Source organism: Methanothrix sp., assembly GCA_029907715.1.
Classification (GTDB): Archaea; Halobacteriota; Methanosarcinia; order Methanotrichales; family Methanotrichaceae; genus Methanothrix_B.
The window spans coordinates 19,478-45,233 of record JARYLI010000009.1 but is presented as its reverse complement, the minus strand read 5'-3'; the positions used below and the strand labels follow the sequence as shown (position 1 = coordinate 45,233).

The window sequence follows — 25,756 nt, the reverse complement described above, 5'->3', positions numbered from 1 at the left end:
CGTGCTGAGCGTGTTCATCTCCAAAAATGGAATATACATGGCTCCACCATACTCGATCGATGGTCTCACTGATTGGACATCGTGGTGCTCCAGCTCTGGCTCCCGAGAACACGCTGCAGGGAATAAGGAAGGCGCATTCATGCGGAGCCGATATGGTCGAGATGGACGTGCGCCTCTCCTCCGACGGAGTTCTGGTTCTGATGCACGATGAGACTGTTGACAGAACAACAAACGGCTCCGGCAGGGTTGAGGATCTGAGCATCCAGGAGCTCAGGTGCCTGGATGCAGGCGGAGAGCCTGTGCCGATGCTGAGGGAGGCGCTGAGGCTCGCGGAAATTCTCGGAGTCCAGCCGGTCGTTGAGATGAAGGAGGAGGGATTGGAGGAGATCGTTCTTGAGGAGCTGCTTGGATCTAAAGCCATAGTGACATCTTTTTACCACACTAGCGTGCTTGAGTTCGGCGACCTTCTCAGGGGGAGGAAGGGCGTGGAGGATATAAGAACGGGCATCATCATATCGTCCCTGCCCGTGAACCCGGTGGATTTAGCCCTGGATGTGCATGCGGATGCGATATTCCCAAAGAGGGTGAGCCCGAACATCTTCAAGGTCGCACACAAAAGGGGTTTGAAAGTTTACCCCTGGACGGTCAACAGCCCTGAGAGGGCGGCGTGGCTGCTCAGGCTCGGGGCGGATGGTCTGGTCACCGACAACCCCTGCGCGATAAGGGATGTGCTTAAAGAAGCTCCAGTAAACACCGGCCGGGAGAACTGCAGGTACTATCCATGTCATCACTTCGAGGGGCAGGACTGCACCCACTGTTTCTGTCCCCTCTACCCCTGCAAGGACCCGGAGCTTGGCAGGTTTGTGAGAACAAAAAGAGGCAAGAGGTTCTGGTCGTGCATCGACTGCGTGCTGGTCCACATACCAGAGGTCGCGAGGTATCTCGAGGAGAGACCGGATGCTGGAACCGAGGAGCTAAAGAGATTTCTCGGGACCACCGGGAGAGGGTGCTTTCGCAGGGCAAAACATGCTGGCGAAATGACCAGGTGATCAGCCGATCCCATTATTGGAGCAACAGCATAGCATACAAACGCTGAACGATGTCCGGTCGTGTACTCGTATCATTGAAATCAACATCATATGGCACCGCAGGATTTATGAGGTACAGTGCTGTTGATAGGCGATTCCTGAAAGGCGTTCAATGAATTGGGTACCCGACCCGATGTCCATCGATCCCGGAAAGGATCTTCTCGGTCCGGATCTCCGATGATGCGCGGAGATGGGTCATACAGAACACATGGGCTTCTGCGCCATGAGATGGTGTTATGCGCATCTTTGTCGGTCGACGACAGAAAGCTTTATCCGCATTACCGTAGTATCGCGGGAATCATGAGAGAGATCATAGCACTCACAGTTGCTTTGTTGATGCTGATCCCGGTTATGGGGGTTGATGTGAGCTATCTATCCCCCGAGTCAGAGATCGTGACCACAGAGTCGATGGCAGCGTTTCTCAATGACAGCTGGACCCCAAGCACATTCATGCCCATAAACGATACAGCGGTATGGCCGGATAAGAACAAGACACTTGCAAACAGCACAGCTGACATATACGGTGTTCTGAAGGGCGACTGGACGCCAAGCAAGTTCGAGCCCCCTGTCGATTACGCTGTTTGGCAGAACAAGGACAAGCAGCTTCTCGCCTCTGGATACGCCATCTACGACTTCCTCAGAGAGGACTGGACCCCAGGGAGTCCCGTCCCGATCGTCCAGACCGGGCTCTACAAGCTCCATCAGATGAACTGAAGGCCGCATTCACATGCGGCATATTTTTGATACTGACTGGCTCTGCGGTCAGCTCAGGCTGCAGGCCCGCTCTTTTCATTTTGGCGCATCCAACAGCCCCTTGTCCGAACTCTGTAAGCGCATGCGCTGAAGTGCCGTCTCCATCGACTCTCTCAGAGCTGGACTCTCGTTTGGGTTATTGTGCCTGCTTCAACAGATGGGACTGCAGGCTCCGATTTTAAGGCAGGTGACCGCTCATACACTCCTGCATCCCTGGCATCCTCTCCTTGCATCGATATCTTCATAAGCGGCCCTGACCCGAGAGCTCACATCCGAGGTGTGGTCCATTGAAGGTAATCGGTCTTGCCGATAGCGAGCTTGAATCCAGCTTGAGGAAAGCGGGGATCGGCATGTCTGTATCAGAGGCGCGGTCCATAGCCGCAATCCTGGGAAGGGATCCGACGCGCGCCGAGCTTTTCTGCTACGATGCCATGTGGTCCGAGCACTGCTCATACAAGAGCAGCAGGGCGGTGCTCAGGGAGTTCCTGCCAACAGATGGTCCTAATGTTGTTCTCGGCCCTGTTGAGGACTCCGGTATTGTGAGCATAGACGATGAATGGTGTGTGGTCATCTCCCACGAGAGCCACAACCACCCGAGCCAGATACTCCCGAACGAGGGGGCTGCAACCGGGATTGGCGGGATCGTGCGCGATGTGAACTGCATGGGCGCAAGGGTCGTCGCGACCGCAGATCCCCTCCGCTTTGGAGATCCGTATGGACGGGAGTCAAGCAGGGTGCGCTGGGTTGCGGAGGGTGTGGTCGATGGGATCTGGCAGTATGGCAATGCCCTGGGTGTGCCTGTCATCGCCGGGGATGTGGTTTTCAGCAGATGCTTTGACTACAACTGCCTTGTCAACGTGGTTGCGATCGGTGTGGTGAGAAGAGATGAGATCATAAGGTCGCGCGCGCCTCCAGGCTCTGGCGAGAAGGGATACGATGTCATACTCGTTGGAAAACCAACCGACTCCTCAGGTTTCGGTGGCGTGATCTTCGCATCCGACACGCTCAGGGAGGAAGAGGAGGAGGCGAACCGCGGCGCGGTCCAGATCCCGGATCCGTTCCTCAAGAACGTTCTCTTCAAGGCCAACGAGGATCTCTTCAGGCTCGTGCGCGAGGAGGGCGTCGAGATAGGGTTCAAGGATCTGGGTGGTGGAGGGCTCACATGTGCAACCTCTGAGATGGGGGCAGCCGGGGGATATGGCATGGAGATCGATCTCGACATGCTCCACGTAGCGGGCGAGTTTCCGCCTGAGGTTCTGTGCATAGCCGAGACCCAGGAGAGGTTTCTGATTATTGCTCCGGGAGAGCTCCGCGAGAGGATTCTCAGGATATACAACGAGGACTGGGATCTGCCGAACGTCTACGAGGGCGCAAGGGCTAGCGTGATAGGCAGGATGACAACACACGACAGATACATAGTCCGTCACAGAGGCGATGAGGTTGTGAACGTCCCCATAAAGCATCTGACCGGCGGGATAAGATACGAGAGGGCGTGGCGCCCCAGGATCAGAAACCTCCTAGAGCCAGATGTGAGTATGCCCGAGGATCTCAACAGGGTGATGCTCGATCTACTCTCCTCCCCAAACATCGCCTCCAGGGAGCACATCTACAGGTACTACGATACAGAGGTCCAGGGGAACACAGTGATCCGACCTGGAGAGGCTGATGCAGGCCTCCTCGCTCCGGTCAGGGGAAGGGACTTCGGGATCGCGCTGTCGGTGGATTCAAACCCGTTTTACGGGAGGATCAGCCCCTACTGGGGAGGGGCTACGGCAGTGGCTGAGGCGATGAGGAACGTCGCCGCCATAGGCGCGACCCCATCGACGCTCACAGACTGCCTGAACTTCGGCAACCCTGAGAAGCCCGAGGCCTTCTGGGAGTTCAGGGAATCGGTTCGCGGTCTCGCTGATGCTGCCAGGAACCTCTGGCTCAAGGGTTATCCAGACCAGCCTGTCCCCATCGTCTCCGGAAACGTGAGCTTCTACAACGAGTCCCCTGAGGGGGCTGTGGACCCATCGCCTGTCATCGCATGTGTTGGTATAATGAAAGACATCAGCAAGGCCATCACCATGTCATTGAAGGAAAGTGGTGATGAGGTGTACCTCCTCGGGCCCAGGTTTGATGAGCTCGGGGGCTCGGAATACTACCGTGTCATCTGGGGCATCACAGGGGCGAACGTGCCTGTTGTCAGGTTCCCGCTGGAGAGATCCATGATCTACACAGTCATAGATGCTGTGGATCGAGAGATTCTGCGGGCAGCCCACGACATATCAAACGGCGGGATGGCGATAACAGCGGCTGAGATGTGCATGCTCTCCGATCATGGCATCTCCATCGACATATCCGGGCTTGGCGATATGCGACCTGACAGGCTCCTCTTCTCAGAGTCCTCAGGATTCATAGTGGAGGTTGTGGATGGAGCAGAGCAGGAGTTCGTGAACATCGCCAGGAGCTACAATCTCAATCCGTTGAGGATCGGCAGAGTATCGACCGGCGGCATCGAGATCGAGAGGGATGGGAAGATTCTTGTGAGGCTCGATCCCGAGGATGCAAGAGAGGCCTGGAGCTCTGGCCTGAGGGAGGCGATGAGATGAGGGTCGCTGTGATACAGTTTCCGGGCACGAACTGCGAGCATGAGACGCTGGTGGCTGTAAAGGAGTGCGGCATGGAGGGGGAGATCTTCAGATGGAACCGGCCTGAGCAGGAGCTCTGCGAGTTCGATGGGTATGTGATACCAGGAGGCTTCTCATACCAGGACAGGGTGCGCGCTGGTGTTATAGCATCGAAGGAGCCTGTCATGGCCACGCTGAGGGAGGAGGCTGCAGATGGAAAGCCGATCATAGGGATATGCAACGGCTTTCAGATACTCGTGGAGTCAGGAATACTTCCATTCGGGGATGGGGTGAGGCTGGCGCTTGCGCAGAACGTCATGATCAGAGGGGGAGAGATCGTGCGTCGCGGCTACTACTGCGCCTGGACGATGCTCAGGCACGATGCTGAGGAGAGGAGATGCAGCGGCTCATACATCCTGAGGAGAGGGGAGATCCTGAGCATACCGATCGCCCACGCTGAGGGGAACCTTGTCTCATCCGATAAAAAGGTCATCGAGAGGCTCATCGAGGATGACCAGATCGTTTTCAGGTACTGCAGCGAGCGAGGAGATATAATCAGCGAGTTTCCAGTGAATGTGAACGGATCCACTGAGAACATCGCCGGCATATGCAACCCTGAGGGCAACGTCCTGGGGATGATGCCACATCCGGAGAGGGCGTTTTTCGCATGGCAGCTCCCGTGGAAGCACCCCAGGGTTCAGGGATATGGCCCTGGAAGGATTGTCTTCGAATCGATGAGGAGATACATAGAGGAGAGGCGATTATGATCATCAATCTGAGAGTATGGCTCAAGATACCCGACGCAGAGGCAGCCACTGTGAAGAACACTCTGCTGAGGCGCATGGGCTACCAGGGCATCATAAGGGATGTCAGGCGCGAAAGGCTCCTGAGCATAGAGTCTGATGATGTGAGCGATCCTGACTCTCTTATAAAACAGCTCACCCGAGAGCTTGTCAACGAGAACAAGGAGAGTTTTGCGGTCTCAGTGGGCTCCCTCGAGCTGAGCAACGGCTGTGTTCCTGTAAAGGTGAGCCTCTGGATTGAGGACGGCGAGGCAATCTCCATAAAAGATCGTCTGGTGAAGAGACTGGGTCTGAAGATGATCCGATCTGTGCAGCGGGCCAACATCTGGAAGCTCTACATAGACGGAGATGATCCGGAGTCTGTGGCCAGGAGGATCGCAGAGGAGCTCCTGGTCAACCCAAACAAGGATAGATATGAAATTATTAAATTAAGCTGATTCCAGGATCTGCCCGGGATTCAAAGGATCCTCTGAGATGGAGAGAGCAGCGGAAACTCCGTCCTTCGAGTAGGAAGTCACCAAAGACAAAAAGCTTGATCTGATATCACATGGTAGTGGTTTGATATGAACCATAAAGAGGCTATAGAGAGGGCGAAGGAGCATTTCGGCAGGCTTCTGGAGGAGCAGCTTGCCAGGGTTGAGCAGATGAAGGCTGCCGGCGGGTGGATAGACTACAGCAATCTGAAGCCACTGATCATAGGATACGTCGATGGTGATGGAATCGGACCTTACATAACAGGCGAGGCCATAAGGGTCCTCCAGAGCCTCCTGAGGGATGAGATAGAGCGCGGGGATGTTGAGTTCCGGAAGATCGAGGGGCTCAGCATAGAGGAGAGGGCAAGGGCGATGAAGGCGCTGCCTGATGATGCTCTTGAGGCCCTGAAGAGGTGCCATGTGATACTGAAGGGCCCGCTCACAACGCCGAAGAAGGGGGATCCGTGGCCAAACCTGGAGAGCGCAAACGTGGCGATGCGCCGCGAGCTAGACCTTTTCGCGAACGTGAGACCCGTCTCAATACCATCCGAGGGAATAGACTGGGTCTTCTTCAGGGAGAACACGGAGGGCGAGTACGTCCTCGGAAGCAAGGGTCTCAACGTCACCGAAGATCTCGCGGTCGATTTCAAGGTAATAACCACACAGGGCTCGGAGCGGATAATACGGCTTGCCTTCGATTATGCCAGGAGGAACAATATCAACAGGGTATCTGTGGTGACAAAGGCAAATGTCGTGAAAACAACAGACGGGAAGTTCCTCGAGATCGCGAGATCCATCGCTAAAGAGTACCCTGAGATAACCTTTGATGACTGGTTCGTCGACATAATGGCGGCGAAGCTCGTGGACACAAAGAGGAGGCGGGACTTCAGGGTCATAGTTCTTCCCAACCTCTACGGGGATATACTCACTGATGAGGCTGCGGAGTTCCAGGGAGGCGTTGGGACAGCGGGAAGCGCGAACATAGGCAAAAGATACGCCATGTTCGAGGCGATACACGGCTCAGCCCCGAGGATGGTCCAGGAGGGAAGGGCGCAGTACGCGGATCCATCGAGCATCATGCGCGCCTCGACGATGATGCTCCGTCACGTCGGGATGGTTGACAGGGCGAGGAGGCTCGAGATGGCCCTGGATATCTGCGGCCAGTTCGAGAGGAAGCTGGTGATGACCGGCAGGCCGGGAGGAGCCACAGGCAGGGAGTTTGCGGATTATGTTATAGAGACGATGAACTCTGAGGATCTTGAGAGCAGATGGCTCTCCTACACAGGCAAAGGGATTTAGCCTGAGAGGACGAGATCATCAGCGTGATACAGCTGGCAGAGCGGTTCCTCAGCCTCAGATACGAGGATGTATGCATACTGAAAGCTATCGAGGCCGGAATGCGCCGGAGGGAGTGGGTGCCCCTCGAGGAGATCTCAGCCATCTCCGGCATACCGGCCTCGAAGGCTGAGTACTATCTCAGGCTGCTTTCAGGCAGAAAGCTCGTCTCCTACACGAGTGTGCCGTACGAGGGGTACCAGATCGAGTTTGCAGCATACGATCTTCTCGCCCTTCACGATCTCGTCAGGAGAGGCTTCGTGGCATCGCTTGGCGACAGGCTGGGCGTCGGCAAGGAGTCTGTCGTCCATGAGGCCCTGAATGACATCCCGCTGGTTATAAAGTTCCACAGGGAGGGGAGGACCAGCTTCTCCAGGGTGAGGAGGGTCAGGGACTATCTCAGGGACAGGCCGAAGGTTGCATGGATATATGCTTCAGCTCTTGCGGCCAGAACTGAGTTTGAGGTTATGAGAAGGCTTTACCCATCTGTGGCTGTCCCCAAACCAGTTGCCAGAAGCAGGCATGCCGTTGTGATGGAGAGAGTCGCGGGGGCGCTTCTCACAAAGGCGGATCTTGACGATCCTGCATTCTATCTCAACAGAATCCTTGAGGAAATAAGAAAGGCTTACAGGCTCGGGGTGATACACGCAGACCTGAGCGAGTACAACGTCATTGTGGGGGATGACATAACCATTATCGACTGGCCTCAGGCAGTTGGCAGGGATCACGAGAGCGCGGAGGAGCTTCTCTGGAGAGACGTCTCCAACATACTGAAATACTTTAAGCGCAGATACAAAATAGACCTGGAACTGGAAGAGGTCATCCGAAAGATAAAGGTTGATGATGGATAGCAGGATATTCGGTGTGGATATCGCCAGCGGCTCTCCCAGAGGCAGGAGCCAGCCGAGCTACGCGCTTTTTGTGATAGATGGGGAGAGCAGCTACTGCTATGAGATGGTCAGCAGGCAGAAGCTCATCCGGATTATAAGAGAGAAGAAGCCGGACATCATAGCTGTGGATAACATCTACGAACTCGCCGCGGACAGGAACGAGCTCACGCTCCTCATGAGGCTGTTCCCCTCAGGCACCAGAATCGTCCAGGTGACCGGAGGGGATCGTCCAGAGCCGCTTGTCAAGGTGGCGAGATGGCATGGAATCGTCTTTGACAGGCTGAATCCGATGCACGAGGCTGAGGCGTGTGCACGCCTTGCCGCAAAGGGCATCGGGTGTGCAGTATCCGTCTTTGAGGACAGGACCTGGATAAAGGTGAGCCGGAGGCGCTCTCCAGGAAGGGGTGGATGGAGCCAGAACAGGTACTCCAGGAAGATACACGGAAACGTGAAGCTTCTCTCCAGAGAGATCGAGCACCATCTCAAGGAGAGCGGGCTGGAGTTCACAATGAAGGCTGTGGAGGGGCTTGGCGGCTATATCAGATGCGAGTTCATGGTCGAGGCGCCCAGGGACAGGGTGCCGGTGCATTCCAGCTCGAGGGGAGACGTCCAGATACGGGTCGCTCCGATCCCGCGGCAGCATCTGCAGTTCGTGCCACTGCAGCAGCGCAGGGACTACATAATCGTTGGCATAGATCCCGGAACCACGACAGGGCTCGCAGCTCTCAATCTCAGGGGAGAGCTCGTCGATATCGTCTCGGCAAGGACCATGTCGTCCTCGGATGTCATCGAGTGGATAGCGGCGCGCGGCAGACCCCTGATAGTGGCCACGGACGTCTCGCCAGCACCAGGGGCCGTGGAGAAGATCAAGCGGGCGTTCAATGCGGTTCTCTTCTCTCCCGGAGAGGATCTGCCCGCCGAGGATAAAATTGTGCTCGCAAGGCCGTTCAATTACAGGAACGATCACGAGAGGGATGCGCTTGCAGCTGCCATGAGCGCATTCAAAAAGTACAGAAACAAGTTCAGCCAGGTGGAGAAGAAGATCTCGAGGGATGTGAACCCGGACGAGGTGAAGGCGCTTGTGGTGAGGGGTTACTCCATCGAGAAGGCTATGGCAGAGCTTCTGGAGGCGGATGAGGCGCCTGTGCAGTCACCTGAAGAGCCTCCGCAGATCCCGCAGCCCAGGCCTGAGGAGCTGAGGCTTCTGACAGAGCAGGTCAGAAACCTCAGGGAGTACGTGGAGGACCTCCGGGCTGAGATATCCTCCAAGGATAAAGAGATCTCGGAGCTGAAGAGAGAGCTGGAGAAGCTGCAGGACAGGGCCTACAGGGAGATGAAGCGCGACCACGAGATCCGGATAAGAGATAAAGAGATCGAGAGGCTCAGGAATCTGCTGAGGGCCGAGCGCAAACGCCTGCGGAGTTTCCGGGCAGAGGCGCAGAGGATCAGGAAGGCGGAGCGGATAGAGGAGATGGCAGGATACAGAAAGCTGAAGCCTGTTCCTGTATTCTCAAAGGAGGCCATCCTCTCTGCGAGGAGCAGGTGGTCCATAGGCAGGGGGGATCTCATCCTGCTCCAGGATCCGTCGGGTGGTGGTCCGAACACGGCTGATCTCATCGCAGATCTTGAAGTGGAGGCTGTGGTTGTCATGAAGGATATGCCTCAGAGGATGAGGGAGTACTTCATGGAGAAAACCATTCCCGTGCTCAGCGCAGATGATCTCTCAATAAAGACGATAGACGGAATATCATTCGTGGATCCTGAGATGCTGAAGGCCGCAAAGGAGAGATGGGAGGAGCAGAGAAAGGCATACGAGGCGGAGAAGAGGGCCGAGCGGCTTAGAAGCATCATCGAGGAGTACAGGGCTGAGAGGCTGAGGGAGGAGAGGCTCGAGGCCAAGCGGCGATCGAGAAGCCTCTTAGATGCGTGATTCGATCGTGGAGTGTGTCACTTCTTCAGCAGCTCTTGATACCCTGGAGATCCGGAGAAACCCATTCTGTTGTCGCTCTTATCCATTTGATGACTTGCCCAAAGAGAACCGCCCCTGCTCTGCCCTCCTTCCGGGGGAACGATTGCGTTCAGCAACCTCTAAGCATAACCCACAAGTTGTTGAATGCATAAGAGCGTCTGTTGTTCGTCGAGCTGGTCGGTACCTATAGTTCTTCGCGCCACTTCATGTAAATCCATTTAAAAGCTACTGGATATGTCATACTTTATAGATTATTTTATGTGATATGTTATATTATATCAACTTATGCGGAATACTATAATGCTGGAATTCTCAAAAAGATGGTATTTGCTCAACGCTCTTATGTATTCAGCGACCTGAAGGATATGCAGGCCGGTTGCTGAATGCACTCATTCGCTCGCCACGAGCGCACAGCGTGACTGGTGCCTCTTCGGGCAAGTTATAAGATGGATAAGAGCGTGCTGGAATTCTCAAAAAGATGGTATTTGCTCAATATCGCGAGCTTGCTTGAGTTACTGATCAAGTGAAGCCGATATCATCGGTCATACTCGTTCATCCAGAAATCCGCCAAGAGGGCAATTTACCTCAACGTATTGAGCATGTGCAAAAGATGGGCTTTGCGGATCCAGATGGCATTAACCTCTCGCTGCAGGGCAAAGACTATATCAGCATTGAGCTCAGAGTCTGACGCATGATCGGCAGGCAGACCCAGGTCGTGGACTGCAGGGAGAGCATGGGGCTGGCCAAGGGTGGTGGGCTCGCGCAGAGGGGCACGCTATCAGAGGCGGCGAGGCCGGATGTCATAGCGATTGCGATGTCACCCGGGAGGAGGCACATCACAAAACCCGTCTGCGAGATAACCTATGGGCTGAGAAGGGAGGGCATACAGACAAGCGTTCTGGTTCTGGAGGCCGGGACAGGCGTTCCCGAGTCGTTTCCCCAGGCGTCGAGGGGCTACGGTCCGACATTCGGTTTGACCCCAAAGGAGATCGAGCAGATTCAGAGGCACAAGATAGCCGTGATACACCTCGGCAACGTTAAGTCTCATGTTATCTACAAGACGAGAGACATCCTCGCGTTTGTGGATATTCCCGCTGTTGTTGTATCGCAGTGTCCGGTGGACTTCGAGGACTTCGCAAAGGAGGGCGTGAAAACGCGGGTCGTCATGCCACCGAAGAGCAGGCAGGTCACAAAGGGCACTGTTGTGGATATCGTCACCGGAGTGACAAGAGGCGCGACATGTGGCAGGAGCAAGCTCAACACGCTTGCCAAGGTTCTGAACAAACACCTCGCTGAGATGGAATCGAAGAGAACCGAGTGATCGCGCGTGAAATACGTGGTGCTTCTCGGAGATGGAATGGCAGACTGGCCGCTGGAGGCTCTTGGCGGGAGAACGCCCCTGCAGGCTGCATGCAAGCAGAACATGGATCTAATTGGCCGCATCGGGAGATGCGGTCTCGCCCGGACGGTGCCTGATGGCATGACCCCTGGAAGCGATGTGGCAAATATGTCCATAATGGGATATGATCCTAGGAGGTACTACACAGGGCGGGCCCCCCTTGAGGCTGCTGCGATGCGGATACCTCTTGGGGAGAACGAGATCGCGTTCAGATGCAATTTCGTCACTGTGATTGACGGCATCATGGACGACTACAGCGCCGGTCATATCACATCTGAGGAGGGCGCTGAGATAGCGAGATCCCTGAAGAAGGTTATACCGGGCGGCAGGATATATCCTGGAGTGAGCTACAGGAACATCGTTGTTTTAACAGCATGCAGGGATGCTGTCTGCACCCCGCCACATGATATAATGGGCAGGCCTATATCAGATCACCTTCCCAGGGGAGATGATGCGCACATTCTCGTGGAGATCATGGAGGGAGCCCGGCCGCTGCTTGAGAGCCATCCTGTCAATCGCAGGCGCGTGAGCATGGGTTTGAAGCCCGCAAACATGATCTGGCTCTGGGGGCAGGGGCCTGCGCCGTCGATGCCCGGGTTTCATGACATCTACGGTTTGGATGGCGCGGTGATCTCAGCTGTTGATCTTCTGAAGGGACTGGGGGTCTATGCCGGCTGGCGAGTGATCGATGTTCCTGGGGCGACGGGCACGATCGATACCAACTACGCTGGCAAGGTCGAGGCCGCGCTCAAAGCTCTTGGTTCAGTGGACATCGTGTATCTTCATGTAGAGGCACCGGACGAAGCCGCGCACTCAGGAGATGTTGAACAGAAGATAAGAGCGATAGAGCTCTTCGATGAGAGGGTGGTTGGCCCGATGATCAGTGGTCTGAAGAGATCTGGAGAGCCGTGGCGTGTGCTTCTTCTCCCGGATCATCCCACGCCCATAAAGATAAGAACACACTCCACCGACCCGGTCCCATTCGCGATAGCCGGGTCTGGAATAGATGCGGATTCTGTCGATGTTTTTGACGAGATCTCAGCGTCGAGGGGAAGCTATGGAAGTGTCGAGGGGAAGGACCTCATCAGACTGCTCATCGCGGGATGATCTGCAGCTGTACATCCAGAGGCAGATCGAGATGATAGGGCTCAGATGCTGCCTCAGAAGAAGGGCATCTCTCAGAATCTCATCATGAGCCCCCCAAAAGCGATTCGCTCTTACCCGTCTGATGACTTGGCCAAAGCGGCACTGTTTCTGCCTCTGTTCCTGGTGAACGAGCGCTTCCAGCAGCCGCACAACCTCTAATTTGGCAAACACATATGAGCGTACCTTATATCCCATCGTGATGCCCGACAGCCTGGCCACTCCTTCTGGAGCAGACCGATATGCTGATATGACAGCAGGTATCGTCTTGGGGCTGCATTTGAGCCATCCTGTAGGTCCGAGCATGCTCTAACATGCTCAGGGCTGTTGAAAGCCTCATCCCTTTGAGGCAGCTCACAAATCTAAAAGCATAATCTGGGACTTTCAGGGCCGCAGTCCAGGCGCGTCTAAACTATTTATATAGGATATCCCGATACATGATGTAGGCTGATGGACGATATAAATCTTCTCAGCAAATAAAAAAATGGTTGAGGTGATAGGCTGCATCAGAAAGATGTTGATGAGTCTGTTGTAACGAGGGTCAGGGTCCCTCGCAAGCAGAACAGGGAGGTATTCGGGTACGTGGAGAGCCTTCTGGGCTCGAACCGTATCAAGGTGAGATGCATGGACGGCCAGACCAGGATCGCCAGGATACCGGGAAAGATGAAGAAGCGGATATGGATCCGCGAGGGGGACGTCGTAATAGTGGTCCCTTGGGAGTTTCAGGACGACAAGGCAGATGTGATATGGAGATACACCGGCCCTCAGGTCGACTGGCTTGAGCGCAAGGGATACCTCAAATCAACACCATGAAGCGAAGGAGCGAGGAGGAGTTCGAAGCGCGTATCGATCTCTTCCGCAGGCGCATCAAGGATGCAAACGATTTGAAGGTAAGGGATGACGTTTTTGATACGCGCACCCTCATGAACCTGTACCATCTGTCCAAGAAGGGCTACGTCGAGGCTCTGGGTGGCTCGATCAGCCGCGGGAAGGAGGCAAACATATTCCACGCGCTCGGCAGGGGAGGCAGGCACCTCGCCCTGAAGATCTACAGGGTCGCGACAAGCGACTTCAAGGCGATGCAGGACTACATCCTGGGGGATCCGAGGTTCAGAAGCGTGAAGGGCAACAAGCGCAGCCTTGTGAACGCCTGGACCAGAAAGGAGTACAGGAACCTGCTCAGGGCAGAGGAGGTCGGCGTGCGTGTGCCACACCCCTACGCCGTCAGGGAGAACATCCTGGTCATGGATCTGGTCGGCACCGATGGAGTTGCCGCGCCCCTTCTCAGAGAGGTGGAGCTCGAGAAAGAGGAGGCGGAGCGCGTCTACAGGAGGATCGCGGATTATGTTGTCACCCTCCACAACCGCGCGGGGCTCGTCCATGCGGATCTGAGCGAGTTCAACATACTCTATGATGGGGAGCCTGTGCTGATAGACATGGGCCAGGCTGTGACGCTCGACCACCCGAACTCGATGGAGTTCCTCAGAAGGGATATATCCAATCTGGTGAGGTTCTTCAGGGAGCGATACGGCTTGGGATCTGAGGATGAGATCTGGAGCAGGATTGAATCTGAGGATGAAGCTGCAAATGGAGATAGAGGTTCTTAGATGAATATCAAGATTCCCAGCGACAGGATCGGCGCGGTAATAGGCCCGAATGGCGAGACGAAGAGGTACCTGGAGGAGAGGTGCAAGATATCGCTTGATATAGACAGCGAGAGCGGTGTTGTCACCGTGACCTCTCAGGGGGATGCCCTGGAAGCCATGAAGGCGATGGATGTTCTCAGAGCAATAGCGAGGGGATTCTCGCCAGAGCGGGCATTCGCACTGCTTGACGACGACATGCTCATGCTTGACATAATGGATCTCTCGAGCCTGGCCGCGACAAAGAACGACATGATCCGGATAAAGGGAAGGATCATAGGCAAGGACGGCAGGACCAGGGAATTGATGGAGAGCCTGACAGGAGCCAGGATCTCAGTCTACGGAAAGACGGTCTCCATAATTGGATACCCTGAACAGATAAAGGTCGTGCGCTCTGCGCTCGAGATGCTGATCGATGGCGCACCCCACGGCAACGTTTACAGCTTCCTCGAGAGGAAGCGGAGAGACCTCCTGGAGATGGAGCTCTGAAATGGATTTCAGCAGCGAGCAGTGGCTCATTCTGATCGTGCTGGCTCTGGGGCTGCTCTCTCTACTCGGGACAGCGATTGGCGGTGAGAGGGGGATCAGCAGCTGGGGGCCGGTGATATTCGTGAGAACGACCAGGGGTCTCGGCCTGCTCGACAGGCTTGCAGGTGCGAGGCGCCTCTGGCGTTTGACAACGACACTCTGCATGCCTCTCGTCCTTGCGGGAATGATCTACTTTCTGCTCCTGCTGCTTCTGATGGTGTATGTGATGTGGAGGGCGCCACCCGAGCCCGGGAGCTACAGCTCCCCGCGGAACGTTCTTCTCATACCCGGAGTCAATCAGTACATACCACTTGTGTGGGGATGGATCGCTCTCTGCGTCACGATAGTGATTCATGAGCTCTCACATGGAATCCTTTGCAGGGTGGAGGGGATACGGGTAAAATCGATGGGTGCGATATTTCTGCTCTTTCCAATAGGCGCCTTCGTCGAACCAGATGATTCCGAGCTCTTCGGGGACGGGAGGAACCCACCAAAGGCAACACGACAGGCAAGGATGAGAATACTGTCCGCAGGGGTCATCGCGAATTTTCTGGTAGCTGCGCTGGCACTGGCTCTGTTCTTCGGACCTGTCATAAATGCGTTATCACCAGTCGACAGGGTCATCGTTGTGAGCGTCGAACCTGAAAACGGATTTGCAGGCGATATACGCGCGGGAATGGTTGCATCAGGCTCTTGCAGCCTCGAGGAGCTTTACAGGATCGCGTCAGAGGGAAGATCCCTTGAGCTCTTCGACGATGCTGGAAGAGCATCGATCTCCGGAGAGCCGGCTCTGGGGGTGCTCGTGATCGACACATTTGACGGATCGCCGGCGAAGGAAGCCGGAATGCCGGACAGGTTCGTGATCACTGAGATAAATGACACCAGAATCGAATCTCTTGAGAGCTTCAGGGATTACATGAACTCCACCTCTCCCGGACAGTTTCTGAAAATAAGCACCACCATGGGAACTTACAGCGTGAAGCTCGCACCCAAAGGTGATGGCACCGGCATGATGGGGGTTGCCATCTCCGGCACGGCGCTGTACATCAGAGGGGTCATCCTCCAGGAGTTCCAGGCGGAGAGGTTCCTGTCGCTCATGAGATCGATCCCATCGAGCGGGTTGAGGGGGTTCAACACGCTCATGGGATTGCCGTTTGCGGGCATCGGCGGGTTCACATCAGACGGGTTCCAGGGCTTCAGCGGGCCGATGCTGTACCTCTTCGAGCCGGCCGGCTGGGCGGAGCCACTGGGTGATAAAATATTCTGGATCGCAAACCTCCTGCTCTGGATAGGCTGGATCAACATGTACGCGGGTCTCTTCAACTGCCTGCCGACGATACCGCTCGACGGAGGCCACATAGTTCGCGACATGATCCGGACGCTACTCGACAGGGTGATGAGCGAGACGAGCGCCGAGCGGTTCACAAGAGGCATTGTGGCCGCTCTCTCATGGCTCGTGATCTCCTCACTGATCTTCACAGTTATCGGCCCGTACCTGGCTCACGGGATACCGCTCTGAGAGCAGACGGGCCACGGCAAAAGCAGGAAATACATCTGACAGCCTTTCAGTGTAGATCTCTGAGAGACGGATGCACTCAAGGCCGGCGCGCTCGCATGCAGCCTCCACAATAAACTCGCCCACGCCGGCTGCAACAACCCTCCGGATGCTGTGCCTCTCAGCTATCCTGGATATGCCACTGGATATGATCGATATCTGGCGGGATTTCGCCTGCGCCGCGATAGATAGCGCTCCCTCCTCCCCGAGCTCATCCAGATCCGAGCACACGGTCCTCGCGAGCCTTCTGAGCGCTCCCTCACGGCTCTTCGGCCCGCCGTCCGGCGTCTCGCATGAATAAGCATCAGGTTCTATATCCCCCAGCGCGAGGTACGCATCTGCTGTTATCGAGAAGAGCTCGGATGAGAGCGGCGCAGAACCACCGGAGAGATAGACGCAAGGGAGCAACGCTGCGAGGTTTGTGCGCAGCACCCCTGTGTATACAAGCTCCCCCCGCATCAGCCTCTTCAGATCCGTGAAGCCGGAGAGCGACCGGTCAACCACCGGTACGATATCAGTGGTTGTCGAACCCATATCAACGAAGATGCACTTCCCGATATCCTTGAGGAGAAGCGTGATAGATGCGGACCAGTTTGCAGCAGCCACATCCAGTGCGTTATCTTCTGAAATGCTCTCGTGAAATCCGCCCAGTCCCCAGAAATGCACCGGGCAATCGAACGCCCTTTCGACCTCTGATGCTATGAACATCACCCCCTTCCTTCTGCTCTCAAAGCAGTCCGCGAGCTCGCCGGTCATGACCACGCCAACAGCATCAGGTTTCAGCGTGGAGCTCAGCCCGGCGAGATGATCTCCCAGTGGGGATCTCTTCCAGAGGGGGAGGTACCTGATCTCCGCAAACCGCCCGTCGGAGCTCGCAGCCTTTGTATTCGCCCCGCCAATGTCGACTCCGAGAATCACACTTCTGCAGGCATATCCTTACCATAAAAGCTTTAGGTATGAAGCCCATGGAGTTTCCGGAGATTCATCATGGCTGCTAAGGAGATGTACCCTGAGCCCACCTTTCTGGAGTGCGGGTTCGCCGATCTGGATTACAAGGTAGTCCAGCGGGGGATCTGCTGTCTGTGCGGCACCTGTATAGCCCTCTGTCCCAGGATCGGGCAGCAGAATCGAAAGCCAACACTTATGGAGTACGATCCCCTCTGTGGTTTATGCTATGCATACTGCCCGAGGAGCTTCTTCGACATGCCATTCTTTGAGAGGAAGCTCTTTGGGAGATCCAGGGGATCTGAGGAGACCCTGGGAATATACCGGAGCGCGATGGCCGCCAGGGCAGCGCCAGTTCGCGGCAAGGTTCAGGATGGTGGGGTTGTAACCGCTCTTCTGGTCCATGCGCTCGAGACCGGCGTGATCGACTGCGCAGTTGTGACCGATAGAAACTCAAGGTGGCAGACGATACCCAAAGTCGCTACCACCCCGGAGGAGATCATCGCAGCTGCAGGCACCAAGTACACCATAACCCCAAGTGTTGTTGGAGTTCAGATGGCCATAGACAAGGGGTTCACGAAGATCGGGTTCACGGGGACGCCCTGCCAGATACAGGCGCTTCGCAAGGCCCAGCTGCTTGAGGAGCCATACCAGTTCGGCCAGGATAAGATCGCCCTCCTGATCGGTCTCTTCTGCATGGAGAACTTCGATTACCAGAGGCTCATGACAGGTCTGGTGAGGGACAAGATGAATCTGCAGCCCACAGATATTGAGAGGTTTGAGATACAGAGAGGCATGTTCAGGGTCATCTCAAGGGATGGTGTGAAGGAGGTACCCCTTCAGGAGACGGATGAGTTCACATGGGCTGGATGCGGTCCGTGCTTTGACTTCACAGCAGAGCTTGCGGATGTCTCTGTGGGCAGCGTCGGATCCCCGGGCGGATGGTCCACGGTGCTCGTGAGGACCGACGCTGGGGAGAAGATCTACAGATCCGCTCTCTCTGCAGGCGTGATCGAGGAGAAGCCACTGACGGATAAGGGCATGGCTCTCATGAAGAGACTCGCGTCCGAGAAGGTCTCCAGATTCGAGGATTACGCATCCAGATGCAGGCTGGATGTAAAGAGGATCTGAAAAGCCCATGTGCTTGCGACCGGCCGGAAGAGCCATCGGTTGATGGGAAGATCGTATGCTTTCGATAGGGCTTGCTGGAAAGCCGAACGCCGGTAAATCGACGTTCTTCAAGGCTGCAACTCTTGCAGATGTCGAGATAGCGAACTATCCGTTCACAACCATCGATGCCAACCACGGCATCTCATACGTGAGGGTGAGGTGTCCATGTGTCGATCTAGGCATCGAAGGCGGATGCGGCAGATGCATCAAAGGGAGCAGATTCGTGCCGGTGGAGCTCATAGACGTCGCAGGGCTGGTCCCAGATGCTCATCTTGGAAGAGGCCTCGGAAATGAGTTTCTTGACAGCCTCCGCCTGGCTGAGGCCGTGATCCACGTGCTAGACGCATCAGGCTCCACAGATGCGGAGGGGAATCCGGTCGGTGTCGGGAACTACGATCCTCTGAGAGATGTGGAGTTTCTCAAACACGAGATAAGCATGTGGCTCTTCGGGATCCTGGAGAGGAACTGGGCGAAGCTGATGCGCCAGTACACCTCTGAGAAGGCGAAGCCTGAGCAGATCATATACGAGCAGCTCGGCGGCGCGGGCGTGTCCGATAAGGACGTGCGATGGGCCCTCTCCCGAATGGACTCTGATCCTGCGAGCTGGAGCAGGGATGATCTCAGGAGGTTCGCAGAGCTTCTCAGGCAGTCCAGCAAGCCCATGATCATAGCAGCCAACAAAATAGATCTCGCGCCCAGGGAGAACATCAGGAGGCTCATGGAGCTCGATGAGATCGTGGTGCCTGTGAGCGGGGCTGCGGAGATCGCCCTCCGGATGGCTGATAAGGCAGGCGTTATAAGATACCTCCCGGGAGATCCCGATTTTGAGATCGTGGGCGAGCTGAACAGGGCTCAGAAGGCCGGCCTGGATAAGATACGGGCACTCCTGAAAGAGTATGGCTCCACCGGAGTGCAGGAGTGCATCAACCGCGCGGTCTTCGATCTCCTCGACTACATCACCGTCTACCCTGTGGAGGACGAGAACAAGTTCACTGACAGAAACGGAGTGGTCCTGCCGGATGCATACCTCATGAAGAGAGGATCCACAGCGCGCGATCTCGCCTACAGGGTCCACACAGACCTGGGCGAGAGCTTCCTCTTCGCGATAGATGCACGCAGGAAGCTGCGTGTCGGGGAGAAGTACGAGCTTAAGGACGGGGATGTTATAAAGATAGTGGCAACCAAATGATTCCACTCGGGATTGCGTGGTAGGCAGTTCGGCAGGACTCCTGTCAGGCGATCAGGGCGAGGAGCAGAGCTGGTGGCGCACTAACGGAATATCATCATGCATCTGTGGATTCAACAGCAGATGAGGAAAAGCGGGACATGCTGCTCAGAGGGTCGAGGCTGGGAGATATCTCCAGCGAGGTGCTGGATTTCATCTCCTCCAGGGATGCGGATTTGTGGATAGCAGAGGCTGACGTTCTTGTGGACATGGCGCACCTCCTGATGCTTTACGAGAGGGGGCTGATACAGCGGGAGGACTGCGCCAGGATACTCACGGCGCTGAAGGAGCTGCTAGCAGAGGGTTTTGATGTGCTCGGCGAGGGTGAGGATATCCACGAGGCGATCGAGGCTTACGTCATAGAGCGCGTGGGGCCAGCTGGCGGCAGGATGCACACAGCGCGATCCAGGAACGATGAGGTGGCCACATGCATCCGGATCGCTCTCAGGGAGCAGATGCTCGGGCTGATGGACGAACTTCTGCAGATGATAGATGTTCTTGTACAACTCGCGGATGAGACCCGGGAGCGCATCATTCCTGGGTACACGCACCTTCAGCACGCGCAGCCCACGACCCTCGCGCATCACCTTCTCGCGCATGCAGACGCTCTGATAAGAGATCTTGAGAGGTTCGAGGACGCCTACGAGAGGGTCAACCTGAGCCCGCTGGGCGCGGCTGCATTCGCATCCACCGGATTCGAGATAGACAGACACATGACATGCGAGCTTCTCGGCTTCTCCGGGATTGTGGAGAACAGCATGGATGCTGTGTCAGGCAGAGACTTCGCTCTTGAGGTTCTCGCAGACACATCGATACTGATGATCAACCTTAGCAGGATCGCAGAGGAGATCATACTCTGGTCGACCGCTGAGTTCGGATACGTGGAGGTGGACGATCTCTTCGCCTCGACGAGCTCCATAATGCCGCAGAAGAAGAACCCGGACACGGCTGAGCTCGTGAGGGCTAAGAGCGGGACCGTCATCGGATCCATGGTGGGAGCGCTGAGCATCTGCAAGGCGCTTCCGATGAGCTACAACAGGGATCTGCAGGAGCTCACGCCTCACATATGGCGCGGGATTGGAGCTGCGAGATCCTCACTGAGGGTCATGAAGGGATGCATGTCAACGCTAAGATTTGACTTTGAGAGGCTTGAGAGATCATCCACGGATGGATTCACAACCGCCACCGAGCTTGCAGATTCGATTGTCAGAATCACAGGAATTCCATTCAGAACAGCCCACCAGATTGTGGGGAGGATTGCACGTCTTCCAGGGAAGCCCAGCCTGGAGGACCTCGACAGAATAGCCATGGAGGTGGCAAACGTTAGGCTGAGCATGATGGGGTTCACTGCTGGAGATCTCGAGAGGGCTCTGGACGCGAGAACAAACGTCGCGATGCGCGCCAGGCCGGGCGGCCCTGCGCCGGCTGAGGTCTCAAGGATGCTGGATGCCAGGAAGAAGTACCTGAAATCGGCATCTTTCAGGCTCAGAGAGAGGCGCGCCAGGGTCGAGTCTGCGATAAGCCACCTGATGGAGCTCGTCGACCGCACAGCTTGCTCGAGCTGAATGGGCGTCAGCTGCGGCCCGATTACCGGTGGTCTACCTAAGACATGCGTATATCTTGCAAGAAGTTGTATAAAAACATCGCTTTTATGTGTTTGGCAAGTTGTGGGTCATGCAATGTGGTTGCTGAATGTACTTATTCATTCACCAAAAATGCACAGCAGGATCAGTGCTTCTATGGGCAATTTGCCCCCCTGTAAGGCTGCCTTCGCCATGGGTATTTCGTCCTTTGAGTAGCTCGGAATTCCGAAGGAGGTTTTATGACCGCGCTCTTATCCATCTGATAACTTGGCCCAAAAAGGCACCAGTCACGCTATGCGTTCCTTCCGAGGGTATGAGTGCATTCAGCAACCGGCCTGCATGCCCTTCAAGTTGCTGAATACATAAGAGCGTATGACCGAGAGAATTCGCCATGGACACAGTATTTCGTCTTTTGAGTAGCAACTCGCTCATTAAGTATATGAAGAACTTATGCTCTCCTCTCGTCCATGATCAGGCTTTGGGTCATCTCTGCATTGGTTATTCTCCTGCTGATAGCCACAGGCACATCCAGAAACTACATAGTCGATGACGATGGGTTCGCGGATTCAGAGAGCATAGCAGGCGCTGTCAGGGCCGCCTCTGATGGTGATATAATATACATAAAGCCCGGTGTGTACAGCGAGGAGGTTCTTGTGGACAAAACACTGACAATAAAGCCGCTTCTCGGAGAGAGGGGAGAGTGTGTGCTGAGGGCTGATGGCAAATCGGTGGGAATCAAGGTCGCTGCCAGTGGATGCACAGTGGAGGGCCTCACCATCACCGGATACTCTGAGGCTGGAATCCTGCTCACCTCGAGCGGGAACAGCGTGAAGGGCAACACCCTCCGCGAGAACCGAGCTGGTGTCATAATCGAGGGCGGTGAGTCCAACCGGATAGAGAACAACCGGGTTGAGGAATCAACCGGAGGAATAGTCCTTTACAGGGGAGCGAGAAGCAACAGTGTGGCTGGTAATGAGATCAGCCGGTGCAACTACTCGATAATCGCAAAGGAGGCGTACCACAGCATCATCGAGAGGAACACCATCACCACTGCAGGGGAGGGTCTGCATCTGATTAACGCAACTGAGACGCAGGCAACCATGAACAGCATCTCCGATGCACTCAGCGGCATTGTGATCGAGGGATCGAGCAGGATCACGCTCTCCAGATCTGTTGTGAATAATACCGGAACGGCGATCGCTCTCGGCTCGACGAGCCGCTGCACTGCCATCGATAACGTGATCTCCTCATCGAACGATGGCATCGTCCTGGTCGGAGCGAGTTCCTGTCTCCTGGAGAGGAATTCGATCGAGAACGTGACAACCGGTCTGATGGTGGTCGATTCATTCAACAACACCATCAGGGATAACGAGATCAGAGATGCAGAGCTTGGGCTCTTCGTCGACGGCAGCACAAGGGAGGCATATTCCAACAGCATATCAGATACAAACCTCATAGATGGCATGCCTGTGGTGTACGTATTCAACCAGAGTGGTGTCAGGATAGCGGATCACGAAGCGGCACACATGACAGTGGCATACTGTGACAGGTGCGATATCTCCAGAAACAGGATAGCACATGATGCGCTCTTCCTCTACGGGATCACAAACAGCACTGTTGAGGGGAACATGCTCAGGGGCTCATATGGCGGGATCCGTCTCATCGATTCGACAAACAACACGCTGAAGAACAACACAGCAACGGGTACAAAATATACCGGCATGTTCCTGCGCGGCACGGCGTACAATCTGGTTCAGAACAACAGTTTGAATGAGAATGGGAACAACGGGCTGGCTCTGATCCTCTCCTACAGAAACTCGCTGGCATGGAACCTCATAATGAACAATACCGAGTACGGGATAAGGTCGAACTACTCTGAGGAGAACGAGATCTCCGGCAACACAATCTCGGGGAACAGGAAGGCAGGCATATGGTTCGACAACAGCAACAGGAGCAGCATCTATGGGAACAATATCACCAATAACGTGATGGGCATACTCATGACGAATTCATATGAGAACAGAATATACCACAACAACCTCATCGACAACGAGGAGCAGGCATCTGATGATTTCGGTAACTTCTGGGACATGGGGCCTGAGGAGGGAGGAAACTACTGGAGCGATCACAGATGCACAGGCCGGCCGTGCACAGGGTTCGCGAAGCTCATAAGCTCAAATGCGATCGACCGGCATCCCTTTGGAGAGGTCAGCGGGTGGACGCTGCCCAGAGAGGTGCCAGGCAACATAACCGCAACAAACGTATCTTCGACCAATGTGAGCATCGGGAGCCCACCATATCCAAGGAGTCTCGCATATGCGGTGAGCAACCGAACCGGCACATCTTACAGGAGCGGGCTTGCACTCCTGGAGGCTGCTCAGAGGCTGCGAGGAGAGCACACAACAGAGAGCACCAGCGCACCCTGAAGTAGATCTGCAGGCGCCCATCGCTCCTGCATATCTTTTGCAGAGATTGCCGATAGAGACTGCAGGTGCATTGCTGCCCCTGGGAATTGAATGCCCATCACCATGAAGACATCGCCAAAAAGGCGGACCAGATGCTGCATACATCTAGGATTCTGAATCCAGAATCAGCGATCCGCCGATCCTAAACATGACATGAGAGGCATTTGAACTCAGAGGTTGAAATCACAGGATACGTCTCGGATCTTCAGGGGCGATACATGCCAAAAACGTATTTACTTTTGCAGCAGAGCATCACCGGGGTGGTCCACTGCCGACAATAAGCGAGAAGATCCTCAGCAGGGCATCGGGAACAGAGGCAGAGGCAGGAGATATAGTCGATGCCGCGATAGACTACGCGATGTCGCATGACGGCACAAGTGTTCTTGCAATAAAGGCATTCAGGGAGATGGGGTCTGAGAAGGTCTGGGATAAAAGCAGGATAGTGATACCATTCGATCACATTGTGCCCGCGAACAATGAGACAGCTGCGACACTGCAGGCCGAGGTGAGGGGCTGGGCGAGAGCTCAGGGGATCGAGAACTTCTACGACTGCGGCCATGGCATATGCCATCAGGTGCTCTGCGAGATGGGCTTCGCTCTTCCCGGGGCGCTTGTCGTGGGCGCCGACTCTCATTCGTGCACCTACGGCGCCCTGGGTGCCTTCGGAACGGGTGTGGGCGCGACGGACATGGCCGAGATCTACTCCAGGGGAAGACTCTGGTTCAGGGTGCCTGAGACGATATGCATGCGCCTTGTGGGCACACCGGGAGATATGGTATCTGCAAAAGACCTCGCGCTCTTCGTGGTTAAGGAGATGGGTGCGGACGGCGCCAGCTACATGGCCGTGGAGTTCGTCGGCGAAGCTGTGGAGAGGCTGAGCATATCAGGCAGGATGACTCTGTGCAACATGGGTGTCGAGATGGGGGCAAAGGCCGCGATCGTTCCCCCGGATATGAGCGTTGACGCATACCTGATGGGAAGAGCCAGGAGTCCATACAAACACGTTCACTCAGACCCAGGATCATACCTCAGGGAGATCGAGTACGATGTGAGCGATCTTCCCCCAATGGTCGCAGCCCCATACCGCGTTGACAACGTTCATCCGGTCACAGATCTCGCCGGAACCGAGGTGGACCAGGTCTTCATAGGCACATGCACAAACGGCAGGCTGGAGGATCTGGAGGTCGCAGCACGGATCATGAAGGGCAGGAGCGTGAAGGTCAGGACTCTTGTCATCCCTGCCTCAAGAGAGGTGTACCTCGCTGCTCTGAGATCTGGGGTAATGGAGACTCTGGTCGAGTCAGGCGCGATGATCGGGCCTCCAGGTTGCGGTCCATGCCTTGGGGCGCACATGGGAGTTCTGGGAGATGGAGAGGTCTGTTTATCCACATCAAACAGAAACTTCCCGGGACGGATGGGCAGAAACGGAAGGGTCTACCTCGCGTCGCCTGCAACCGCTGCAGCCACAGCGATCACGGGGAAGATCGCAGATCCAAGGGACATATGAGGTTTGATCTCCACATCCACTCCAGATACTCCGATGGCAGGGCGAGCGTAGAGGAGATCCTGAGGGTCGCGAGGAGAAAGGGGCTCGATGGGATCGCGGTGACCGATCACAACACGCTCGATGGCTCGAGGGCTGCTCTGCAGATCAGCAGATCGAGCTACAGGGAGCTGATTGTCGTGAGAGGTGTTGAACTTGATACCTCTGAGGGCCATCTGATAGTGCTCGGTGTTGATGAGATGCCTGAGCCTGGCATCACACCAGAGGAGACAATCGAGGAGGCGCACGATCTCGGGGGGATTGCGGTCCTGCCGCATCCCTACCATCTATTCAGGCACTCCATAGGAAGGATACCGCCTGTGGATGCGGTGGAGGTCTGCAACTCAAAGTACATCCTGGGGTTATCGAATCTGAGAGCAAAGCTGGAGGCCAGAAGGCAGTGCATACCGATGGTGGCGGGCAGTGACGCCCATCTCGCAGAGACGGTCGGCCTGGGCATCACAATCCTGAACGCAGCGAGCGAGGATGATGTGCTGGAGGAGATAAGGAAGAGCAGAACAGAGATAGATTGCTGCAGAACTCCATTCGGGATTGTGGCAAAGAGGCTTGCAAGGAAGATCTACAGGAGGGTCAGGCATTAGAGCATATGATTCGCCCGCCAATGGGCCATGGC

21 protein-coding genes are annotated in these 25,756 nt (G+C 55.6%); 20 read left to right on the top strand and 1 reads right to left on the bottom strand.

Annotated elements, in window-relative coordinates; all coding sequences use genetic code 11:
• The first annotated feature begins 59 nt into the window (after positions 1-59).
• From QHG98_06810 to QHG98_06745, 14 genes are all read left to right on the top strand, one after another.
• Positions 60-1,049, top strand: coding sequence for a glycerophosphodiester phosphodiesterase family protein (locus QHG98_06810; GenBank protein ID MDH7597428.1), 990 nt, complete (start codon positions 60-62; stop codon positions 1,047-1,049).
• Positions 1,050-1,388: 339 nt separating this feature from the next.
• Positions 1,389-1,802 (top strand): hypothetical protein, encoded by a 414-nt coding sequence (locus tag QHG98_06805; protein ID MDH7597427.1) that lies wholly within the window; start codon positions 1,389-1,391, stop codon positions 1,800-1,802.
• A gap of 326 nt (positions 1,803-2,128) precedes the next feature.
• Positions 2,129-4,435 carry a phosphoribosylformylglycinamidine synthase subunit PurL gene (purL, locus tag QHG98_06800; protein MDH7597426.1) on the top strand — a complete coding sequence of 769 codons (2,307 nt, stop codon included), beginning with the start codon at positions 2,129-2,131 and terminating at the stop codon, positions 4,433-4,435.
• Positions 4,432-5,220 (top strand): phosphoribosylformylglycinamidine synthase I, encoded by a 789-nt coding sequence (gene purQ, locus QHG98_06795; GenBank protein MDH7597425.1) that lies wholly within the window; start codon positions 4,432-4,434, stop codon positions 5,218-5,220. Before purL ends, purQ begins: the two co-directional genes overlap by 4 nt.
• Complete coding sequence (locus QHG98_06790; protein ID MDH7597424.1) at positions 5,217-5,693, top strand: phosphoribosylformylglycinamidine synthase subunit PurS; 477 nt, start codon at positions 5,217-5,219, stop codon at positions 5,691-5,693. The genes purQ and QHG98_06790 overlap by 4 nt, the downstream gene beginning before the upstream one ends.
• 126 nt (positions 5,694-5,819) lie before the next feature.
• Positions 5,820-7,028 (top strand): isocitrate/isopropylmalate family dehydrogenase, encoded by a 1,209-nt coding sequence (locus QHG98_06785; protein MDH7597423.1) that lies wholly within the window; start codon positions 5,820-5,822, stop codon positions 7,026-7,028.
• Positions 7,029-7,051: 23 nt separating this feature from the next.
• The gene (locus tag QHG98_06780) at positions 7,052-7,915 is read left to right on the top strand and encodes an RIO1 family regulatory kinase/ATPase (GenBank protein MDH7597422.1); all 864 of its coding nucleotides are present in this window, start codon (positions 7,052-7,054) and stop codon (positions 7,913-7,915) included.
• Positions 7,908-9,884, top strand: a complete 1,977-nt coding sequence (locus QHG98_06775) for a DUF460 domain-containing protein (protein ID MDH7597421.1) — start codon at positions 7,908-7,910, stop codon at positions 9,882-9,884. Before QHG98_06780 ends, QHG98_06775 begins: the two co-directional genes overlap by 8 nt.
• A gap of 730 nt (positions 9,885-10,614) precedes the next feature.
• Positions 10,615-11,244 (top strand): methyl-coenzyme M reductase I operon protein C, encoded by a 630-nt coding sequence (gene mcrC / locus QHG98_06770; GenBank protein ID MDH7597420.1) that lies wholly within the window; start codon positions 10,615-10,617, stop codon positions 11,242-11,244.
• A 6-nt stretch (positions 11,245-11,250) separates the two neighbouring features.
• The gene (locus tag QHG98_06765; GenBank protein MDH7597419.1) at positions 11,251-12,429 is read left to right on the top strand and encodes a cofactor-independent phosphoglycerate mutase; all 1,179 of its coding nucleotides are present in this window, start codon (positions 11,251-11,253) and stop codon (positions 12,427-12,429) included.
• A gap of 537 nt (positions 12,430-12,966) precedes the next feature.
• Positions 12,967-13,278: a translation initiation factor eIF-1A gene (gene eif1A / locus QHG98_06760; GenBank protein ID MDH7597418.1), complete on the top strand. Its 312-nt coding sequence runs from the start codon at positions 12,967-12,969 to the stop codon at positions 13,276-13,278.
• Positions 13,275-14,072 (top strand): serine protein kinase RIO, encoded by a 798-nt coding sequence (locus tag QHG98_06755; GenBank protein MDH7597417.1) that lies wholly within the window; start codon positions 13,275-13,277, stop codon positions 14,070-14,072. Before eif1A ends, QHG98_06755 begins: the two co-directional genes overlap by 4 nt.
• Positions 14,073-14,597: a KH domain-containing protein gene (locus QHG98_06750; protein MDH7597416.1), complete on the top strand. Its 525-nt coding sequence runs from the start codon at positions 14,073-14,075 to the stop codon at positions 14,595-14,597.
• A gap of 1 nt (position 14,598) precedes the next feature.
• On the top strand, positions 14,599-16,155 hold the full coding sequence (locus QHG98_06745) for a site-2 protease family protein (protein MDH7597415.1): 1,557 nt from the start codon (positions 14,599-14,601) through the stop codon (positions 16,153-16,155).
• Here QHG98_06745 and QHG98_06740 read toward each other — a convergent pair.
• Positions 16,102-17,109 carry a hydantoinase/oxoprolinase family protein gene (locus QHG98_06740; protein ID MDH7597414.1) on the bottom strand — a complete coding sequence of 336 codons (1,008 nt, stop codon included), beginning with the start codon at positions 17,107-17,109 and terminating at the stop codon, positions 16,102-16,104. The genes QHG98_06745 and QHG98_06740 overlap by 54 nt on opposite strands.
• Before the next feature lie 69 nt (positions 17,110-17,178).
• On the opposite strand from QHG98_06740, the gene QHG98_06735 reads away from it, so the two are divergent.
• The 6 genes from QHG98_06735 to QHG98_06710 all read left to right on the top strand — a co-directional run bounded on the left by QHG98_06735 (position 17,179) and on the right by QHG98_06710 (position 25,724).
• A complete protein-coding gene (locus QHG98_06735) occupies positions 17,179-18,267 on the top strand; it encodes a Coenzyme F420 hydrogenase/dehydrogenase, beta subunit C-terminal domain (GenBank protein ID MDH7597413.1) in 1,089 nt (362 codons plus the stop codon).
• Between the two features lie 55 nt (positions 18,268-18,322).
• Complete coding sequence (locus QHG98_06730) at positions 18,323-19,495, top strand: redox-regulated ATPase YchF (protein MDH7597412.1); 1,173 nt, start codon at positions 18,323-18,325, stop codon at positions 19,493-19,495.
• 104 nt (positions 19,496-19,599) lie between these two features.
• Entirely contained in the window at positions 19,600-21,096 is a 1,497-nt protein-coding gene (gene argH, locus QHG98_06725; GenBank protein ID MDH7597411.1) for an argininosuccinate lyase, read from the top strand.
• 485 nt (positions 21,097-21,581) lie between these two features.
• Complete coding sequence (locus QHG98_06720; protein MDH7597410.1) at positions 21,582-23,540, top strand: NosD domain-containing protein; 1,959 nt, start codon at positions 21,582-21,584, stop codon at positions 23,538-23,540.
• 307 nt (positions 23,541-23,847) lie between these two features.
• Positions 23,848-25,086 (top strand): 3-isopropylmalate dehydratase large subunit, encoded by a 1,239-nt coding sequence (locus tag QHG98_06715; GenBank protein MDH7597409.1) that lies wholly within the window; start codon positions 23,848-23,850, stop codon positions 25,084-25,086.
• Entirely contained in the window at positions 25,083-25,724 is a 642-nt protein-coding gene (locus tag QHG98_06710; GenBank protein MDH7597408.1) for a PHP domain-containing protein, read from the top strand. The genes QHG98_06715 and QHG98_06710 overlap by 4 nt, the downstream gene beginning before the upstream one ends.
• Positions 25,725-25,756 lie beyond the last annotated feature (32 nt).

Coding starts and splice junctions, on each gene's coding strand:
- QHG98_06810 (MDH7597428.1), top strand. CDS start 60: ATGGTCTCACTGATTGGACATCGTGGTGCTCCAGCTCTGGCTCCCGAG.
- QHG98_06805 (MDH7597427.1), top strand. CDS start 1,389: ATGAGAGAGATCATAGCACTCACAGTTGCTTTGTTGATGCTGATCCCG.
- purQ (MDH7597425.1), top strand. CDS start 4,432: ATGAGGGTCGCTGTGATACAGTTTCCGGGCACGAACTGCGAGCATGAG.
- QHG98_06790 (MDH7597424.1), top strand. CDS start 5,217: ATGATCATCAATCTGAGAGTATGGCTCAAGATACCCGACGCAGAGGCA.
- QHG98_06785 (MDH7597423.1), top strand. CDS start 5,820: ATGAACCATAAAGAGGCTATAGAGAGGGCGAAGGAGCATTTCGGCAGG.
- QHG98_06775 (MDH7597421.1), top strand. CDS start 7,908: ATGGATAGCAGGATATTCGGTGTGGATATCGCCAGCGGCTCTCCCAGA.
- mcrC (MDH7597420.1), top strand. CDS start 10,615: ATGATCGGCAGGCAGACCCAGGTCGTGGACTGCAGGGAGAGCATGGGG.
- QHG98_06755 (MDH7597417.1), top strand. CDS start 13,275: ATGAAGCGAAGGAGCGAGGAGGAGTTCGAAGCGCGTATCGATCTCTTC.
- QHG98_06750 (MDH7597416.1), top strand. CDS start 14,073: ATGAATATCAAGATTCCCAGCGACAGGATCGGCGCGGTAATAGGCCCG.
- QHG98_06745 (MDH7597415.1), top strand. CDS start 14,599: ATGGATTTCAGCAGCGAGCAGTGGCTCATTCTGATCGTGCTGGCTCTG.
- QHG98_06735 (MDH7597413.1), top strand. CDS start 17,179: ATGGCTGCTAAGGAGATGTACCCTGAGCCCACCTTTCTGGAGTGCGGG.
- QHG98_06730 (MDH7597412.1), top strand. CDS start 18,323: ATGCTTTCGATAGGGCTTGCTGGAAAGCCGAACGCCGGTAAATCGACG.
- QHG98_06720 (MDH7597410.1), top strand. CDS start 21,582: ATGATCAGGCTTTGGGTCATCTCTGCATTGGTTATTCTCCTGCTGATA.
- QHG98_06710 (MDH7597408.1), top strand. CDS start 25,083: ATGAGGTTTGATCTCCACATCCACTCCAGATACTCCGATGGCAGGGCG.